The sequence below is a fragment of the Streptomyces sp. NPDC059169 genome, assembly GCF_042755225.1.
Classification (GTDB): domain Bacteria; phylum Actinomycetota; class Actinomycetes; order Streptomycetales; family Streptomycetaceae; genus Streptomyces.
The window spans coordinates 121,184-136,917 of record NZ_JBHZCF010000014.1 but is presented as its reverse complement, the minus strand read 5'-3'; the positions used below and the strand labels follow the sequence as shown (position 1 = coordinate 136,917).

The 15,734-nt window shown below is 70.1% G+C and carries 16 protein-coding genes; 12 read left to right on the top strand and 4 right to left on the bottom strand.

All coding sequences use genetic code 11. The features are described 5' to 3' along the window. Positions 1–183 precede the first annotated feature (183 nt). Positions 184–798, top strand: a complete 615-nt coding sequence (locus ACFXOM_RS24940) for a hypothetical protein (protein ID WP_385039339.1) — start codon at positions 184–186, stop codon at positions 796–798. A gap of 5 nt (positions 799–803) precedes the next feature. Next, the gene (locus ACFXOM_RS24935) at positions 804–2,093 is read left to right on the top strand and encodes a hypothetical protein (protein WP_385039417.1); all 1,290 of its coding nucleotides are present in this window, start codon (positions 804–806) and stop codon (positions 2,091–2,093) included. A 112-nt stretch (positions 2,094–2,205) separates the two neighbouring features. Here ACFXOM_RS24935 and ACFXOM_RS24930 read toward each other — a convergent pair whose 3' ends face one another. Next, positions 2,206–2,871 (bottom strand): esterase/lipase family protein, encoded by a 666-nt coding sequence (locus tag ACFXOM_RS24930; RefSeq protein ID WP_384937703.1) that lies wholly within the window; start codon positions 2,869–2,871, stop codon positions 2,206–2,208. Between the two features lie 199 nt (positions 2,872–3,070). Further along, on the bottom strand, positions 3,071–4,012 hold the full coding sequence (locus tag ACFXOM_RS24925; protein WP_384937705.1) for a helix-turn-helix domain-containing protein: 942 nt from the start codon (positions 4,010–4,012) through the stop codon (positions 3,071–3,073). Positions 4,013–4,305: 293 nt separating this feature from the next. Here ACFXOM_RS24925 and ACFXOM_RS24920 point away from each other — a divergent pair, with 293 nt between their 5' ends. From ACFXOM_RS24920 to ACFXOM_RS24900, 5 genes are read left to right on the top strand one after another with little or no spacing between them, the layout of a single operon-like run. Further along, a complete protein-coding gene (locus ACFXOM_RS24920; protein ID WP_384937708.1) occupies positions 4,306–5,601 on the top strand; it encodes an ATP-binding protein in 1,296 nt (431 codons plus the stop codon). Continuing rightward, the gene (locus ACFXOM_RS24915) at positions 5,598–6,011 is read left to right on the top strand and encodes a roadblock/LC7 domain-containing protein (RefSeq protein WP_384937711.1); all 414 of its coding nucleotides are present in this window, start codon (positions 5,598–5,600) and stop codon (positions 6,009–6,011) included. Before ACFXOM_RS24920 ends, ACFXOM_RS24915 begins: the two co-directional genes overlap by 4 nt. Continuing rightward, complete coding sequence (locus ACFXOM_RS24910) at positions 6,008–6,370, top strand: DUF742 domain-containing protein (RefSeq protein ID WP_384937713.1); 363 nt, start codon at positions 6,008–6,010, stop codon at positions 6,368–6,370. Before ACFXOM_RS24915 ends, ACFXOM_RS24910 begins: the two co-directional genes overlap by 4 nt. Further along, positions 6,348–6,950 (top strand): ATP/GTP-binding protein, encoded by a 603-nt coding sequence (locus ACFXOM_RS24905; protein WP_385039336.1) that lies wholly within the window; start codon positions 6,348–6,350, stop codon positions 6,948–6,950. Before ACFXOM_RS24910 ends, ACFXOM_RS24905 begins: the two co-directional genes overlap by 23 nt. Continuing rightward, positions 6,947–8,323, top strand: a complete 1,377-nt coding sequence (locus tag ACFXOM_RS24900) for a cytochrome P450 (protein ID WP_384937719.1) — start codon at positions 6,947–6,949, stop codon at positions 8,321–8,323. Before ACFXOM_RS24905 ends, ACFXOM_RS24900 begins: the two co-directional genes overlap by 4 nt. Here ACFXOM_RS24900 and ACFXOM_RS24895 read toward each other — a convergent pair whose 3' ends face one another. Both ACFXOM_RS24895 and ACFXOM_RS24890 read right to left on the bottom strand, forming a co-directional pair. Further along, positions 8,324–9,502: a cytochrome P450 gene (locus ACFXOM_RS24895; RefSeq protein ID WP_384944642.1), complete on the bottom strand. Its 1,179-nt coding sequence runs from the start codon at positions 9,500–9,502 to the stop codon at positions 8,324–8,326. Between the two features lie 446 nt (positions 9,503–9,948). Beyond that, entirely contained in the window at positions 9,949–10,482 is a 534-nt protein-coding gene (locus ACFXOM_RS24890; RefSeq protein WP_384937725.1) for a MarR family winged helix-turn-helix transcriptional regulator, read from the bottom strand. Between the two features lie 251 nt (positions 10,483–10,733). On the opposite strand from ACFXOM_RS24890, the gene ACFXOM_RS24885 reads away from it, so the two are divergent. The 5 genes from ACFXOM_RS24885 to ACFXOM_RS24865 all read left to right on the top strand — a co-directional run bounded on the left by ACFXOM_RS24885 (position 10,734) and on the right by ACFXOM_RS24865 (position 15,582). Further along, positions 10,734–11,804 carry an alkene reductase gene (locus ACFXOM_RS24885; protein ID WP_384937728.1) on the top strand — a complete coding sequence of 357 codons (1,071 nt, stop codon included), beginning with the start codon at positions 10,734–10,736 and terminating at the stop codon, positions 11,802–11,804. Positions 11,805–11,844: 40 nt separating this feature from the next. Beyond that, positions 11,845–12,747, top strand: a complete 903-nt coding sequence (locus ACFXOM_RS24880) for an NADP-dependent oxidoreductase (RefSeq protein ID WP_384937730.1) — start codon at positions 11,845–11,847, stop codon at positions 12,745–12,747. An 88-nt stretch (positions 12,748–12,835) separates the two neighbouring features. Further along, positions 12,836–13,630, top strand: coding sequence for an alpha/beta fold hydrolase (locus ACFXOM_RS24875; protein ID WP_384937733.1), 795 nt, complete (start codon positions 12,836–12,838; stop codon positions 13,628–13,630). 698 nt (positions 13,631–14,328) lie between these two features. Further along, entirely contained in the window at positions 14,329–14,835 is a 507-nt protein-coding gene (locus ACFXOM_RS24870) for a hydrogenase maturation protease (protein ID WP_385039333.1), read from the top strand. Between the two features lie 324 nt (positions 14,836–15,159). Then, positions 15,160–15,582, top strand: a complete 423-nt coding sequence (locus ACFXOM_RS24865; protein ID WP_384937738.1) for an Hsp20/alpha crystallin family protein — start codon at positions 15,160–15,162, stop codon at positions 15,580–15,582. Positions 15,583–15,734 lie beyond the last annotated feature (152 nt).

Here is a 15,734-nt window from a genome sequence, read left to right as displayed (position 1 = left end):
CACCGTCCCCTGAGAACGGCCGCGGTAGTCTGCGCGGCGGTCACGACGCTGGCCCTGGCATCCTCCTGTACGGAACGTCCCACCACCCATCACAGGCCGGGTACGAGCCACGATGTCGCCACGAGCGGCGCCGGAACGCTCCTGCCCTCCCCGGGCGCGGGCCACCACGACCAGCTTCGGCAGGTGGCCGCGGAGGACGCTCCGGCCGTCTCCCTGACGGTACGGGCAGATGAGCACGACGGGTGGAACATCCGGATCGACGTACGGCACTTCCGCTTCAGCCCGGACAGCGTCGGCGGCGCGGCCGTCCTGGGCAGCGGACACGCCCACCTCTTCGTGGACGGCGAGAAGGTCGCGCGCGTGTACGGCAGTTGGTACCACCTGTCCGCGGACGACGTGCCTCCCGGCGCCCGGACGCTGACCGTCGGGCTCTACGCGGACGACCACACCGCATGGGCCGTCGATGGGGTCCCCGTGCAGGATGCCGTCCCCCTGCCCGGGCTCCCTTCCGGCGACCCACAGGTGGGCGAACAACCCGACAGATCCCTCGACCTCCGTGTTGTCGAGGGCGCCGTGAGGCCGGAACCCGGGCGCGTCGAACTGCGAAAGGGCGACGTGCTGGACATCCGGATCACCAGCGACACGGACGACGAGCTCCACGTCCACGGTGTGAACCGCACCGCGGCGGTCAAGGCCGGCAGCACCACCACGCTCCGGGTCGCCCTGGACCGGTCGGGACTCTTCGAGGTGGAGATGCACCGGTCCGGTCTGGTGCTGACGCAATTGGTCGTCCGTTGAGGAGCCTGACCGGTCTCGCCCATGGCGTCGGCTCCGGGCACGACCTGCCGATCCCCGCCTTCCACGCCTATGCAGGAGCGTTCGCCGCCCTGCTCGTCTCCTTCCTCGGGTTGGGGCTCCTCTGGCCCCGGTCGCGGTTCCGGGGCGACCACGCCGGTCGTCCCCTGCCGGCGACCGTGCAGCGGTGGGCGGGCGCGTCCTTCCTTCGCGGTGGCCTGCGGGTGCTGGGACTCGTCGCCGCCGCCACGGTCCTCCTGAACCTCCTGCTCGGCCCTGACGACCCCGCACACAATCCGGCGCCCGGGGCGGTCTACGTCCTGTTGTGGGTGGGCCTGGTCCCCGCGTCGCTCCTGCTCGGCCCCGTGTGGCGGCTCCTCAATCCCCTGCGCACGCTGCACGCCCTGGGCTGCCGAGTATCGCAGCGCTCTCCGACGGAGCCGCCCCGTCGGATGCCGCAGCGACTGGGCTACTGGCCCGCGGCAGCCGGGTTGCTCGCTTTCACCTGGCTCGAGCTCGCCTCTCCCGCTCCTGCCTCGACCAGGCCCCTGCTCGTCTTCCTCCTCGGATACGCGTTCGTCCAACTGGCCGGCGCCGCGGTTTTCGGCAGTGACTGGTTCGACCGGTGCGACGCCTTCGAGGCCTATTCCGGACTCCTCGCACGACTGGCCCCGGTCGGCCGTCGCGCGGACGGGCAGCTCGTCGTCCGCAACCCGCTGCACGGTCTCGACGGCACTCCCCGGGCACCGGGACTCGTGGCGATCATGTGCGTGCTGCTCGGCAGTACCGCCTATGACGGCGCGTCCGACACACCAACATGGATCACCACACTGCAGACGTCGCCGTTGGGGCGCACCGTCACGGCCACTCTGGGACTGCTGGGAAGCATGACGGCCATCGCCGCGCTCTACTGCGTCGGTGCCGGCTCGGCCCGCCTCTTCGCCGGGACCGTACGCCGACCGCTCACCACGTTCGCCCACTCCCTGCTGCCGATCGCCACCGGCTACCTGGTCGCCCACTACTGGTCGCTCCTCACCACCGAGGGGCCGCGCACCGTGCTGACCGCGATGGGCTCCGACCCGGCGGGCGTGCCCGGGCCGGAGCCTCCGCTCAGCCCCGCGAACCTGGCCACCCTGCAGGTGACGTCGGTGGTCACCGGCCATGTCCTGGGCGTCGTCGCAGCACACGACAGAGCGGTGCGCGTGTTCCCTCCGGACAGGACGCTGGCGGGGGAAGTCCCCCTCCTGATCGTGATGATCGCGTACACGCTCGGCGGCATCGGGTTGCTCATCAGCTGACCGAGGAGCCGCCTGGTACCGGGTGGTGGACGACGTTCGCGCCGGCCCGGCGCGGTGAACCGTTCCGACGGATGGGTCCGGCCCCGTCGCGGCGGGGCCGGACCGGGCGCGGTCAGGCGATGAAATCCCGCACCTTCGTGTAGTTCCCGGCGTCGTCGTTCATGCTGTTGTGGGACTTGCATCCCACCGACGTGTTGATCGCGCCGCTCAGTTTCGCCGATTCGTCCGGATTGATGGCCGCGTCACACGTGGACCAGAGGGTGGCGTAGTTGACGGCGCCCGGGGTCTCGTCGTCGGCGTTGAGGGTCTTCAGGAAGCTGCTCCCGATGACCATTTCCTTGCACGAGGTGTAGAACGAGCAGAAGAAGCTGATGTCCGTCCCGTGGTTCACTCCTGCGACCGAGACGAAATCGTCGACGTACGAGGTGCCGCCGAGGGACTTGAGGTACCAGCGTGCACTCAGTGCGCCCATCGAGTGAGTGACGATGTCGACCTTGGCGGCACCTGTTTCGGCTCGTATCTGCTGCACCTTCGCAGCGATCTGTGACGCCGTGGTCTTGTTGGACTGCTTCCAGTTGTAAGACCAGGTGTACAGCTCCGATGCGGCGTACCCGTCCGCCTTGAACTTGCTGACCCAGGTGTTCCAGGTGCTGGCCGAGCTGCTGAGGCCGTGCACGAAGAGGACCGGGTTGTGCGTCGCCGCGTGTGCGGAGGGTGCGGCAGCGAAGTGCGTTAGAACCACAGCTGTGGCTGCGACGAGCGTTGCTGTGCGTCTCATGGTGACTCCGATGTCTGGCCATGCCCGGTCCGTGAACGTCCACAGGCATGGCTTGGAGGTGGGGGCACCGGCCGGTGGCATCGGGGAATCTGACACAACTTCAGTAGTTACCGCAAGGTAACTGCGCCTGATTTTTTGATCCGTACGGGAAACTCAGCGCCGGGACGTCGCCGGCCACGGCGAACCGGGCGGGTACGGATCACGCGTGGTGGTGTCGGCGACGCAGCTCCCGCGGACTGGTCCCGAAGCGCTGGCGGAATGCCGTGCTCAGGGCGCTCGCCGAGGAAAAACCCATGGCACAGGCCAGTTCGCTGATCGTCATGTGCGCGTACTCGGGACGTTGGAGCCGATCGCGCACCACGCGCAACCGTTCCTCGCGGATCAGCTCGCGCGGCGTGGTCCCGGCCCGCTGCAAAGCCAGTTGGATTTGGCGAAGGGACCAGCCGAGCCCACGCGCCATGGACGTGCCGGTGAGTCCCGGATCGGCGGCGTGGTCCCTCGCATAGCGGCGGACGACCGCTTCGACCTCGGCAAGGTGGTCCGGAACGTCCGGCCGGTCGTCACCAGCGGCGAGCATGCACAGCAGCTCGACCGCACGGTCCGTGACGGCGTCGAACTGCGCGGCATCCAGACGTGTGCGCTCGTCGTGCAGGCCGACCAGCATGCCGTGCAGGACACGTCCCAGCCCCGTGGACAAGTCCACTCCGGTGGCCAGGGGCGACTTCCGGTTGAGCGGACCTTCGATCTCACAGGCGGGTATCGACAGGATGACCCCCCTCAGCAGCGGATCGTGCAGCAACTCGAAGGGGGCGTCCAACGTCAGGAGTCTTCCGGAGCCAGGGGTCACCCGGATCTGCCGGTCGTTCTGCCGCAGTGTCAGCTCCCCCGCCAGCGGAAACACGAACCGGTAGTCCGGAGCGGGTGCCTGGCGCACCAGCCGAGGCGTTCGGGCGTACTCGACCCGATCGCTGCGCCAGGTGATGAGGTCGTAGGTGTCGCTGCGCTGACTGGTCATCTCGCCGCTGAAGCTGTCCGGCCGGGCGTACCTGAAATCCAGCCGAGTGTGGTGGAAGCCGACCTGCTCGCTCCACGAGTCCGCCCGTTCCCGGGGTTCGACGCGGGCCGTCGTCTGTTCGACCACGCTGTAGGTTCTCCCACGCAAAGCGCCCCTCCGCCGTCTCCCGTCCCTGTTCGCACCGCCGGCCGGTCCGACGGCTCCAGGGGCCATCCGCGCGGGCATCGTAGTGCAGACGGCCGGATCGCGTACCCGTCGTGACCGCACTTGTGCAGCGCGGACCGTTCGCCGCCGGCTCCGAACTCATCGAGGGCCCTCTGCGTATGACAACAAGTTCTCTGCGCGTGAGCGGTAGTACACGCGTCCGACCAGAACTAACGTCAGGCGCTCCCGCAGGGTCAAGCCGTCTTGAGGACTTCATGACTGAACAGATACCGGATGCGGTGGTGTGGTGCCTGGCCGTCGGCCTGCTCGCCCTCACCGTGCTCCTGGTACGGCAGCGCGGGATCAGCGCGCTGCAGAGGAAACGGAACGAGGAGCTGGCTGACGGCCTGCGCACCCGGGAAGAGGAGCTTCGCCACCTGATCACGGTCCGGCTGCCGGCCCTCGAGGAATCGCCGCACCAGTCCGTACCGGGCGCCGGACTCCTCGACGCACGGCTGGCGGAGACGGACTTCGCGAAGTGCCTGGACGACGTACTCGAACGGTTCGCCGAGGCCGTGGAGAACGCACAGGCCCGAGCCGATCGATCGGCGAAAGCGGCGCTGAAGTCCTCGATGCGCGCGATCCAGGCCCTGGCCAGCGAACAGCAGGTGGCGATCTCGGAAATGCAGGATCGCCACGACCACCCGGACGTCCTGCAGGACCTGTTGGAAGTCGACCACGCGAACGCCCAGTTCGGCCGCCGCGCCCAAGCCATCGCCGTGCTGTGCGGATCCTGGCCCGGGCGGCAGCGGGCGGCTTCAGCGCTGGTCGAAGTAGTGCGCGGAGCCACGTCACGGATCCGCGACTACCGACGGATCCGGATCCGCGGCACGGTCGACGTCGCTGTCGAGAGCCGGGCCGTGGAGCCCGTGGTCCTGGCGGTCGCGGAACTGCTGGACAACGCGGCACGCCACTCACAACCCAACACCCAGGTCGAAGTGGGCATCCAGGCCGTGCACAACGGCGCCTGCATCGTGATCGACGACGCCGGCGTCGGCATGGACGGGCAGGCGTTGGAGAAGGCCTCGACACTGCTCTCCGGCAGGCGCACGGTGGACGTCACCCGGCTCGAGGACCCTCCTCAGTTCGGCTTTGCGGTCATCGGGGTCCTCGCGCAGCGGTACGGGTTCAGCGTCAGTGTGGACACCCACTCCCCGTACGGGGGCGTACGCGCCGTCGTGTTCCTCCCGAGCGTCCTGCTCACGCGTCCGGACGCCTCCGACGGACTTCCGACGGCGCCCCCGGCCGCGGCCCGCGGCGCGTCCGGTGCCGCCCCGTCAACCTTGCCGACGACCCGGGCCGCGACGACCGTGGGGGGACTTCCGAAGCGCCGCCGACGCGCCGCGCAGAACCCGGTGACCGCGCAGCAGCCTGCGGTCCCCGCCGAGGAGGTCGACACACGGTCGGCCGAGGAGACGGCCCGGCGCATCGGCGCGTTCGCACGCGGCACGCTGAGCGGCCGTGCCGCCCAGGACGCCCTCCACGAAGACGAAGGGAACAACCGAGGATGATCGAGCCCAGGAACAACGAGTTGGGCTGGATGCTCGATGAGGTCCTGAAAGTGCCCGGGGCCCTGCACGCGATCCTGCTGTCGGCGGACGGCATGCTCCGGGCCCACTCGGCGGACATCGGCAGGGACGACGCCGAGCGGCTGGCGGCCGGACTCTCCGGCGTCCAGTCCATCAGCCGCAGCACGGCGGAGTTCTGCGGTCACGACGACAGCCCGTGGCGGCAGACCCTGATCGAGTTCGCACACGGCTACGTGTTTCTCGCCGCAGCCGGTGAGGGCGCCTACCTCGCGGTCTCCACGACGGAGAACGTGGACATGGAGGCGGTCACCTACCGCATGCACAAGCTCGTCGACCGGCTCGGCAAGGAACTGACCAGTCCGGCGCGGCATGGCACCGGCATTCGGGCATGACCCCGCCCAGGCCCCGCCCCAACGGGGGATTGGTCCGGCCCTATGTGGTCACGGGGGGCCGCGCCCATCCACGCCGCGGCACCCTGGACCTCGTCACCCTTCTGATCGCCGCCGACGGGCCGTCCGCCACCGGTCTGGGGCCCGAGAAGCGACGGATCGCGGAGCTCTGCAGACCGGGCGCACTGTCGCTGGCGGAGGTGGCCGGACATCTGTCGCTGCCGGTCAGTGTCACGAGGGTGCTGGTGGACGACCTCCTGGACAGCGGACACATCGTCAAACTCGCGCCGGTCCCGGCAGCCGTGCCGTCCGATGCCCGAATCCTGCAGGAGGTGCTCGATGGGCTCCGCGCCCGCCTCTGAAGACGTCTATCTCCGACCGACCGTACGCACCGCGGTCAAGATCCTGGTGGTCGGCCACTTCGCGGTCGGCAAGACCACCTTCGTGGGCACGTTGTCCGAGATCCGTCCGCTGCACACCGAGGAGGTGATGACCGAAGCGGGGGCCCTGGTCGACGACCTGGGGGACACCCAGGACAAGACGACCACCACGGTGGCCCTCGACTTCGGACGCATCACGCTGAGCGATGCCCTCGTGCTGTACCTCTTCGGCACTCCCGGTCAGCAGCGGTTCACCACGCTCTGGCGTGACATGACCCGGGGCGCGCTCGGTGCACTGGTCCTGGCAGACACCCGGCGCCTTGAACGTTCATTCGATGTCATGGGTGTCCTGGAGGAGCTCGGATTGCCCTACGCCGTTGCGCTCAACGACTTCGACAGTGCACCCCAGCACACGCTGGACGAGGTGCGTGACGCCCTCGATCTGCTCCCGGAAACACCCCTCGTCCGCTGTGACGCCCGCGACCCCCGTTCCTCGACCCGGGCACTGGTCTCCCTCGTCGAGCACCTCCTGACCCGCACGAGCGAACTGGAGCACGCATGACCCCTGACTCCACCCCCGATCGCGAGTCCCGCTGCCCCCACCGCGAACTGCTGTACGGACCGGACTTCGCGGCGGATCCAGCCGCTGCCTACCGACGCATGCGACAGTCCGGACCAACCGCCCCGGTCGAACTGTCACCCGACGTGCGGGCCACGCTCGTCACCGGCTACGACGCCGCACTCCACGTGCTGCGCAGTTCCGAGACGTTCTCAAAGGACTCCCGCCGCTGGCGCGACATGGCCGACGGCACGGTGCCCGCGGACAGTCCGGTCGCGCCGATGATGGCCTACCGACCGAACGCCCTGCTGACCGACGGACCGGAGCACCGCCGCCTACGCGAAGCGATCACGGACAGCCTGGGGGGCGTGGAGCCCAACGCCCTGCGCGGCTACGTGGAGCGGAGCGCCGATACGCTCATCGACCGAATCGCGCCGGACGGGGAAGCTGATCTGCTCGACGCGTACGCCCGGCCCCTGCCGCTCCTGGTACTCAACGAGCTCTTCGGCTGTCCGCCCGAATACGGTGACCGGCTGGTGGAGGGAATGGCCGGCATCTTCGAACTCGACGACGCCGAAAAGGCGAACGAACTCCTCACCCGAACCGTCGGCGAACTGATCGCGCTCAAGCGCGCGAATCCGGGAAAGGACGTGACCTCTCGGCTCATCGCCCATCCCGCGCGGCTGACGGACGAGGAACTCGTCCACACCCTGGTCCTGCTCCTGGGCGCCGGCACCGAGCCCGAACAGAATCTGATCGCCAACAGCCTGCGCCTGCTGCTGTCGGACGACAGGTTCGCAGGCAGTCTGTCGGGGGGCAGTCTGCCCGTGGACGACGCGCTCGACGAAGTGCTGTGGACCGATCCCCCCATGGCCAATTACGCCGTGCACTTTCCCGTGCACGATGTCCTGTACGAAGGGACACTTCTGGAAGAGGGCCATCCGGTCGTCATCAGTTTCGCCGCCGCGAACACGGACCCCGCCCTGGCGGTCGATCAGCGCACGGGCAACCGCGCCCATCTGGCGTGGAGCGCCGGCCCGCACGCCTGTCCCGCGCAGGGCTCAGCGCGACTGATCGCGGCAGTGGCCATCGAGAAGCTCCTCGACCGTCTCCCCGACATGGAACTCGCCGTTCCCGTCCGGGACCTCGAGTGGCGGCCGGGGCCCTTCCACCGTGCGCTTGCCGCGCTGCCCGTACGCTTCCCGCCCGTCGTCGTCACCCGCTCCGAAAAGGATGAGCGGCCTGCGGGTGACGACGGGTCCACGGGGCCGGGCAGGCACACCTCCGCGCCGCCCGGAAGACGAGGCGGTGCGCCGGCGACCACTGCACCGAAGAGTGGCTGGGCCCGGGTGCTGGCGTGGTGGCGGGGAGAGTGATCAGGCCAGGCGGACGGGCAGGGACTGGTGCCCGTTGGAGATGAACGACTCCACGGGCAGCAGTTCCTCCGGAGCCACGGCGAGAGTGAGTCCGGGGAACCGTTCGAACAGCGCGGGAAGTGCGACGCGTGCCTCCAGTCGGCCCAGCGGGGCGCCCAGGCAGTGGTGCACCCCGTGCCCGAAGGCCAGGTGCTCCTTGTCCACCCGGGTGACGTCGAAGCGATCGGCGTCCTTCCCGTAGCGCTCGGGGTCGCGCCCCGCCGCGGCGAAGGCGGCGAGAATGGCTTCCCCTGCGCGGATCACCGTTCCTTCCGGACCGCCGAGTTCACCGAGTTCGATGTCTTCCACGGCGTACCGCAACGGCAGATTGGCCACGGGCGCGTCCGCACGCAGGGACTCCTCGATCGCGTCGTCCCACGTGGCACGGCCCCCGCGGATGTGCGCGATGTGCTCGGGATGGGTGAGCAGGGCGTGCACCGCGTTGTCGATGAGATTGACCGTGGTCTCGTGACCGGCACCGATCATGAGGACCAGGGTGTCGAGCAGTTCCTGCTCGCTGAGTCGTGCGGCGCCCCCCTCGTCGCGGGCTGCGATGAGGTGGGTGGTCAGGTCGTCCCCGGGCGACTCCCGCTTGGTCGCGACGAGTTCCGCCATCAGGGCGTAGAGACGCTCGTAGTTCGCGGTGACCTCGTCGGGCTCCGCGGACGTGTGGAAGAGGCCGTCCACGACCTCGCGCAGGTCCACCGCCTTGTCACCGGGCAGACCGAACAGTTCGCTGATCACCTGGATCGGCAGCGGATAGCAGAACTCCTCGCGCAGATCGACCACCTCGCCCCGCCTCCCCACCTCGGCGACGCGGTCCAGCAGCTTCTCCGTGATCTCCTCGATCCGCGGTCGCAGTGCGGTCGTGCGCCGCGCGGTGAAGGCGCTGGAGACCAGGGTGCGCAGACGCCTGTGCTCACTGCCGTAGGCGGTGAACATGTTCTGCACGGCGACCCAGGCGAACAACGGCCAGTCCGGGGAGATCCCTCCGCTCCTCCAGAGCGGCCAGTGCTGTCGCGGGTCCTTGGACACCCGTGCGTCGGTGAGCAGCCGTTTGAGAAGAGCAGGACTGCTGACCGCGAGCGCCTCGACTTCGCCGGGCAGTTCGATGCGGGCCACCGGGCCCCTGTCACGCATTCGCGCGCCTTCACCGTGGATGTCGCGGCCTGAAGGGTCTATCACCATCGGGCACTGATCTGGCATGGAACGCCTCTCCGGTACTCGACTGTCAACACGTTCGGTGATGCTACTCCCGCGTAGAGCAGCTGCCCCGGGTCCGTTCACCACATGCGCGCTGCGGCAAGTTCCCTGCGCACAAGGGAAATCGCCGAGGCCACCCCGTCCCGCGACGACGATCGGACGAGGGACGACCGGACGGGCACGCGCCCACGCGCGCGGAACCGTCGTCAGCCGGGCGCCGACCGCTTGCCGGGCGGCCGGCACTCACCCGCACGCGCGAACCGCCCTCAGGCCATCGCGCGTCGGCGGCGGCCGGCCGGGACACCACCGAGCCCGTCGGTGCGCGGGACCCCCGAGCACCCCGGCGCGCGCCCACGCCTTCGGGAAGCCCCGCCTGGCGCCCTCTACTGCTCCTCGCTCGCACACGACGACTGGGCCGCCGCCCGTACGAGGTTCTGCTCGAGGCGCTCCAGGGTGGCCAGGACATCGACGCACTCGTCGTCCGTGAGGCCCGCGGTCGAAACGTCCTCGAGCTGGCTCCAGACGCGCTCCACCTCTCGACGCAGGGCGTGACTGGCCGCCGTGGGCTCGATGAGCGAGGCGCGCTTGTCGGTGGGCGAGGGCCGGCGGCGGACGAATCCCGCCTGCTCCAGACGGCGCACGGTGCGCGTCATGGTTGCGGCGTCGGAGTCCATGAGGCGCACCAGGTCGATCTGGCGCTGGGGGCCCAGTTCCCAGAGGTGCATCATGACCAGCTCCTGGCCCGGGTGCAGGCCGATGCGGCGCAGCAGTTGCCCCGCGAACATGCGGTGCAGGCGGGCCAGCCGGAAGATCGCGTGACTGATGGGTCCGCCGCTGGCTGCACCAGGGAGCGGGACGGTGGCTCCCCGCCCCGACAGACCGGAACCCCGGCCGCCTTCAGGTGTGGACTCGGCCATCACTTTCCTCACTTCCCTGCCTGGACAGGATGACTGTACCTTCCGCCAAAAGCCCCCACAGCCACTCCGCCCGGCAGTGACACAGATGACCAGGTAGGAGGGGTGTTACCTACGTCACTTTCAACCTCGGGAATGGGTCGGCGGCACTTACCTGTTCAGACAAGTGATTTACTTGTTCGGACAGGTAACTGTTGATGCGGGCACCGGGATGCCAGGTGCCGCAGGCATCACCCACTACGAGGAAGAGCCCCATGACCACTGCTTTCGACCCGATCGTCCTGGGAGGCAAACGCCTGACCAGCCGCATCGCGATGGCCCCGATGACCCGCAGCCGCGCGTCCGGGCCCGGCGCGGAACCGACGGAGCTGATGGCGACGTACTACGCCCAGCGCGCCGGGGCCGGACTGATCGTCACCGAGGGCGTCCAGCCCTCGCCGGTGGGCCAGGGCTACCCCGACACCCCCGGCCTGCACACGGCCGGCCAGGTGCGGACCTGGCGGACGGTGACCGACGCCGTGCACCGCGAAGGCGGCGTGATCTTCGCCCAGCTGATGCACACCGGGCGGATCGGCCACCCGAGCCTGCTGCCGGACGGTCTGGTGCCGGTGGGTCCGTCGGCCGTGGCAGCCCGCGGCCGGGTCTACACCCACGAAGGACCGAAGGACTTCGTGACGCCGAAGGAACTGAGCGAGGAGGACATCCGGCAGACCGTCGCCGACTTCGCGACCGCGGCACACCACGCCGTGGAGGCCGGGTTCGACGGAGTGGAGGTGCACGGCGCCAACGGCTACCTGATCCACCAGTTCCTCGCGGACAACACCAACCACCGCACCGATTCCTGGGGCAGCACCACCGAGGGTCGGACCCGCTTCGCCGTCGAGGTCGTCACGGCCGTGGCGGAGGCGATCGGCAGCCACCGCGTGGGGCTGCGGATCTCGCCCGGCAACCAGTACAACGACATCGTCGAGGAGAACCCCGGCGAGGTCTACGGGATGTTGCTGGAGCGACTCGCGCACCTGGACCTGGCCTACCTGCACCTGATGGAAGGCCCCGACCCCGAACTCGCCCCGCGGCTGCGCACCGAATGGCCCGGCACGTTCGTCCTCAACCCGTTCACGTACCCCGACGTCACCGGTCCCGACGCACTGAAGCTGATCGAGAACGGCAGCGCGGACATGGTGGCCTACGGAGCGCTGTTCCTGGCGAACCCGGACCTGCCGCGACGCCTGGCCGCCGGCGGCCCGTTCAACACCCCGGACCGGTCCACCTTCTACGGCGGCGACCACCGCGGCTACACCGACTACCCCACCCTCACCGCTTGAGCGGCGAACCCACCAACGCAACCCTGTTCGGGAGTTGATGATGTCCAAAGCGATCACTTTCTCGGCCTACGGCACGCCCGAGGTACTCCGGCTGTCGGAGGTCACTCCGCCTGACCCGGGTCCGGGGCAGGTCCGGATCCGGGTGCGCGCCGCCTCCGTGAACCCACTCGACATGAAGATCCGCTCCGGTCTGCTGGCCGGCGCCGTCCCGGCGCGCTTCCCCGTCATCCCCGGCCTGGACGCGGCCGGCGTCGTCGATGCGGTCGGCGAAGGAGCCCCCTCGACCGTGGGGGACGAAGTCCTCGGTGTCACCGTCGGCGGAAGCTACAGCGAGTACGCGCTGCTCGACCGGCCGGTGGCGAAGCCCGAGGCACTGTCGTGGGAAGTCGCCGCGTCGCTGGTCACGGTCGGCACCACCGCGTTCCGCGTCCTCGGGCAGCTCGATGTCCACGAGGGGCAGACCCTGCTCGTCCACGGCGCCGCCGGCAGCGTCGGCACCATCGCGGTGCAGCTGGCCGTCGCCCGCGGCATCACCGTCATCGGAACGGCCGGCGAGCACGACATCGCGCGTGTCACGGCGCTCGGAGCCACCGCGGTCCGCTACGGCGACCACTGGCTGGAGCGGGTGCAGGCCGCGGCACCACGAGGAGTCGACGTCGTCTTCGACGCCTCCGGCGCCGGCGTCCTCCCCGAGTCCGTCGCCCTGACGGGCGACAGCTCACGTGTCATCACCATCGCCGACATGTCCGCCGCGCAGCACGGCGTCCGCTTCAGCGCCGGCGGCTCCGGGGCCGAGGAACCCCTGCCGGAGCTGGTCCGGTTGGCCGCCTCGGGCGCACTCACCCTGCCCGTGTGGCGGACCTATCCCCTGGATGAGGCCGCCGTCGCACACGCCGACCTGGAAGCCCACCGCAACCGGGGCAAGGCCGTCCTGCTGCCCTGACCCGCCTGCCGCCGCCCGCCTTCCGGCGTGGGCGGGCCTCCGCAGCACCGCACCACCGGATCACCACACTCACAGATGGGAAATACTCATGTCCGCACGCGCCCTGCCCGAAGCGACCTTCGCCCGCACCGTCCTCGGCTCCGGCCCCGGCCTCGCGCTCGCCCACGGCGCCGGCAGCAGCACGGCCGGCACCTACGGCCCGATCCTCGAAGGCCTGGCTGCCCGCCACACCGTCGTCGGCATCGACTACCCCGGTAGTGGAGAAACCCCCCGATCCACCACGACGCTGTCGCTGGACGACCTGGCCGACCAGCTCGTCGCCGCCGCCGTCGCCGAAGGCCTGGACACCTTCGCGCTGTCCGGCTACTCCCTCGGTGGCCCCGTCGCCATCCGCGCCGCCGCCCGCCACCCCGAACGCGTCACGGCCCTCCTTCTGACCGCGACCTTCCCCCACCGGGACAACCGCCTCTCGCTCGCCCTACCCGTCTGGCGCAAGCTGGCCGAGTCGGGCGACCTCGAACTGCTGGCCCAGTACCTGACGATGATGGCCCTGGGTGCGGACGCCCTGGAGGCGATGCCGGACGAGCAACTCCGGCAGGCCCTCGCCTTCACCACCGCCAGCATCGCCGACGGAACCCCGGAACACGCCGAACTGGCACCCCGGGTCGACGTCCGCGGCGACCTGCCGCACATCACGGCACCCACCCTGGTCATCTCCACCACCCAGGACTGGTTCACCTCCACCCGCCTGCACCGCCAGCTCGCCGAGTCCATACCCGGCGCCCAGCTCGTGGAGATCGCCACCGGCCACCTGCCCATGGTCGAACGTCCCGAGGAATGGCAGCAGCTCATCACCACATTCCTCGACCAGCACAACGCGTGAACGGGCCCCCGGTGTCCGGGCGGTGCCCGCGTCAACAGCACGCGTACGGCGGCTGGCGTGCAGCGCGCCGCCGACGCGGGCGACCGCTCGCCATCGGGGCCGTTCCCACCGACCGTCGAGTACGCGTGCCTTCGGTGTCGTGACCGAAACAATGCGTGCTCCGAAGCAATGCGAGCTCAGGAAGGGGTGAGGAGGCGGACCCGCCTCGGTGACGACCATGGTGAGTTCGACATGGACGGCTCGCCTGCCGTCGACGGTGCAGGGTCCGTCAGCCGTGTCGATCTTGACCTGCACCGTGCGACGCGACTCATGGCGGTGCGGCTCCCGCCGTGCGGAGGGCGGATGCGGATCCTCGCCACCGCGGCCGTCCGGTGCCTCGGGTCCACCGGACCACCACCTGGACCGACCGCGACGCCCGTGGCCCGCCCCTGCCTCCGACGAAACCGGTCGTGCCGGGTGTAGGACTGCAGCAGCAGTGCACAACCCAGCCGCGCTGCCCGGCTGCCCAGCACGAGCCCCGGTTCGTGGCGGGCTCCGTCCGGTGCTCGACCGGCCCGTCCCGCCTCACCGGCATGCGCCGGGCCGTTCGCGGACGGCCGAGAGCGGGATCCGGTCAACGGCGTCCCGGCCCGTGGCGGTTCGAACGCGCCCATGTCGTGACACCACTGCAGGCGTCGCGCCCGAGACGAGGAGTTCCGATGCGATCCGAGGCACGCACGGTGGTCGTCGGCATCGGCAATGACTTCCGCCGTGACGACGGCGTCGGCCCGGTCGTGGTGGAGACGCTCCGCAGCCGCGCCTCGGTCGGTGCCCTCCCGGCCGGGACGGAGCTGCGCAGCTGCGGTGGAGATCCCGTCCGGCTCATCGAATGGTGGGACGACGCGGAGTTCGCCGTGGTGGTGGATGCGGCACGCGTGCGCCCCGGGTACCCGGGCCGTGTGCACCGCCTGGAGCCGGGCCCCGGGCAACCGGCCCGGTTCCCGACGACCAGCTCACACGGGTTCGGTCTCGTTGAAGCGTGGTGTCTCGCCCAGGTCCTCGGACGGCTGCCTCGTCGTCTCGTGGTCCATGCCGTCGAGATTGCCGACGCCTCCGTAGGCATGGGTCTCTCCCCCGGGGTCGCGGCGGCGGTGCCGTACGTGTCCGACGGCGTGGTCTCCGAAATCGTGCGGCACCGGGAAGGGGCCGCTACGCGCCGCGGCTGATGCACGCCGTGCGGCGCCCCGCCGTCCGGTCGCCGTGGCCGGCCCCGCCCGGCCGCCGTCATCCCGAGCGGCCCCGTGGCCCGTGTGGCCGACGCCGGCACCCGGGGGCCGCCGAAGGTGAGAGGTCTGCCGGGGACCGTACGACGAATCCCCGAGTAGGCGGCTCGCCGCGGCGCGCAGCACGGGGTCCCCGTGCCGAAGCGCCGGCAACACCTTTTGGGGCCCTTCGGGCCCCCCTTCGGCCTGGTCGGCCCGCTGCGCCGCGTCCCGTGGCGCTGTTGACTGGACCTGTAGGAACCGGAGACGCACCGAGGAGGCCCGATCATGGCTGTGCTCGCACACAAGCAGCGGTTCCCGTTCCCCGACCTGCCGGATTGGTTCGAGGCCCTGCCCAGCCGGTTCAGCATGCCGGCAATGGCCGAGCTGTACCCCATGAGGGTCGAGGAGTACACCGAGGACGACCGGTACGTCGTCCGGGCCGAGCTCCCGGGCGTCGACGTCGAGAACCTCGATGTCACCGTGGAGGACGGTGTCCTCACCATCAAGGCGGAGCGCACCGAACGCGACGTGGACAAGAACCGCAGCGAGATCCGCTACGGGTCCCTCGCGCGCAGTATGCCCCTCCCCAAGAGCGCCGACGAGGACGACGTCCGCGCCGAGTACGTCGACGGCATGCTCACCATCAGCATCGGCCTCGGTCAGGAGAAGGCGGAGACGAAGCACATCGAGATCAGGCATCCCTCGTGACGGATTCGGGTGCGGGGAGCGAACGCCCCCACGCCTGTCCGGAGACGGGACCGGGGGGGGGGGGGGGGGAGGGTCGGCCCGGCCCCGGCGTTTCCCTCCCCCTCCCCCCCCCCAGGGCCACCACCCCCCCCTCCTCCTTGCAAAGAGACACG

Bases quoted from the DNA above. Each gene is read 5' to 3' on its own strand.
- ACFXOM_RS24865 (WP_384937738.1), top strand. From the start codon at position 15,160: ATGGCTGTGCTCGCACACAAGCAGCGGTTCCCGTTCCCCGACCTGCCG.
- ACFXOM_RS24930 (WP_384937703.1), bottom strand. From the start codon at position 2,871: ATGAGACGCACAGCAACGCTCGTCGCAGCCACAGCTGTGGTTCTAACG.
- ACFXOM_RS24905 (WP_385039336.1), top strand. From the start codon at position 6,348: ATGGGCTCCGCGCCCGCCTCTGAAGACGTCTATCTCCGACCGACCGTA.
- ACFXOM_RS24870 (WP_385039333.1), top strand. From the start codon at position 14,329: ATGCGATCCGAGGCACGCACGGTGGTCGTCGGCATCGGCAATGACTTC.
- ACFXOM_RS24900 (WP_384937719.1), top strand. From the start codon at position 6,947: ATGACCCCTGACTCCACCCCCGATCGCGAGTCCCGCTGCCCCCACCGC.
- ACFXOM_RS24890 (WP_384937725.1), bottom strand. From the start codon at position 10,482: ATGGCCGAGTCCACACCTGAAGGCGGCCGGGGTTCCGGTCTGTCGGGG.
- ACFXOM_RS24910 (WP_384937713.1), top strand. From the start codon at position 6,008: ATGACCCCGCCCAGGCCCCGCCCCAACGGGGGATTGGTCCGGCCCTAT.
- ACFXOM_RS24895 (WP_384944642.1), bottom strand. From the start codon at position 9,502: ATGCGTGACAGGGGCCCGGTGGCCCGCATCGAACTGCCCGGCGAAGTC.
- ACFXOM_RS24880 (WP_384937730.1), top strand. From the start codon at position 11,845: ATGTCCAAAGCGATCACTTTCTCGGCCTACGGCACGCCCGAGGTACTC.
- ACFXOM_RS24885 (WP_384937728.1), top strand. From the start codon at position 10,734: ATGACCACTGCTTTCGACCCGATCGTCCTGGGAGGCAAACGCCTGACC.
- ACFXOM_RS24915 (WP_384937711.1), top strand. From the start codon at position 5,598: ATGATCGAGCCCAGGAACAACGAGTTGGGCTGGATGCTCGATGAGGTC.
- ACFXOM_RS24875 (WP_384937733.1), top strand. From the start codon at position 12,836: ATGTCCGCACGCGCCCTGCCCGAAGCGACCTTCGCCCGCACCGTCCTC.
- ACFXOM_RS24920 (WP_384937708.1), top strand. From the start codon at position 4,306: ATGACTGAACAGATACCGGATGCGGTGGTGTGGTGCCTGGCCGTCGGC.